The sequence below is a fragment of the Micromonospora sp. NPDC049580 genome (genome assembly GCF_040675595.1).
In the GTDB taxonomy this organism is placed as follows: Bacteria; Actinomycetota; Actinomycetes; order Mycobacteriales; family Micromonosporaceae; genus Micromonospora.
Map to the genome: position 1 here is coordinate 1 of NZ_JBFAPG010000827.1, position 1,199 is coordinate 1,199.

General features: G+C 76.2%; 1 protein-coding gene. It reads right to left on the minus strand.

The window, feature by feature from the left end:
- Window positions 1-33: 33 nt before the first annotated feature.
- On the minus strand, window positions 34-1,199 hold a 1,166-nt coding region (locus AB0J68_RS32380), incomplete at its 5' end, for an FGGY-family carbohydrate kinase (protein WP_363942722.1).

Genomic DNA, 1,199 nt, shown 5'->3' on the forward strand with positions numbered 1-1,199 from the left:
CCGGTCGGCTCCCACCCGCGTCGACTCCGACGGTCAGCGGCGGTCGAGGACCAACCCGCGGGCGGCGGCGTACTGGTCACGGACGGCGGGGACGGGCTCCGCCGCGTACTCCTCGGTGCCCTTGACCTCCCACTGCGGCGGGGTCGGACCGCCGAGGGCGACCCAGGCGGCCTGGCGGGCGGCGCCGTCGGCGACGTACTCCCCGGCGGGCGGGACGACCACCGGGCAGCCGAAGACCTGCGGTGCGATCCGGCGGACCGCGGCCGAGCGTGCCCCGCCGCCGACGAGGATGACCCGGCGGACGGTGGCGCCCTGCGCGGTAAGCGCGTCCAGGCCGTCGGCGAGCGCGCAGAGCATGCCCTCCACGGCGGCCCGGGCCAGGTGCGCGGGGGTCGACGTGCGCAGGGTCAGCCCGTGCACCGCGCCGGTGGCCAGCGGACGGTTGGGCGTCCGCTCACCCTCCAGGTAGGGCACCATGACCAGCCCGTCCGCGCCGGCCGGCGCGGAGAGCGCCAGCTCGGCCAGCTCGTCCAGGTCGACGCCCAGCATCGTGGCGGCGGCGTCCAGCACCCGGGCGGCGTTGAGCGTGCAGACCAGCGGCAGGAAGCGGCCCGACGCGTCGGCGAAGCCGGCCACCGCGCCGCTCTCGTCGGCGGCCGGCACGTCGGCCACGCTGAACACCGTGCCGGAGGTGCCGATCGAGACGACCACGTCACCGGGACCGGCGCCGACGCCGAACGCGGCGGCGGCGTTGTCGCCGGTGCCCGCGCCGAGCAGCGCGCCGCCCCCACCCAGCTCGTCGGCCAGCGTGCCGGCCGACTCGGCCGGGCCCAGCACCTCGGGCACCACGAGCTGCCGACCGAAGGCCCGTTCCAGCAGGTCCGGACGGTAGGAACCGGTGGACGGGGACCAGTAGCCGGTGCCGCTGGCGTCACCCCGGTCGGTCCGCAGCCCCGCCAGCCCCGGCGCACCGGCCAGCCGCCAGGTCAGCCAGTCGTGCGGCAGGCAGACGGCCGCCACCCGGGCGGCCAGATCCGGCTCGTGCCGGGCCAGCCAGCGCAGCTTGGTGATGGTGAAGCTCGCCACCGGCACGCTGCCGGTGGGCATGAACTGAACGCTGACCTTCCGATCAAGCCGCAGAACGTCACCGGCCTTCACGGCTGCTTCCTTGCTCGCCAGAGCTTCAGAATGAGTCCAGC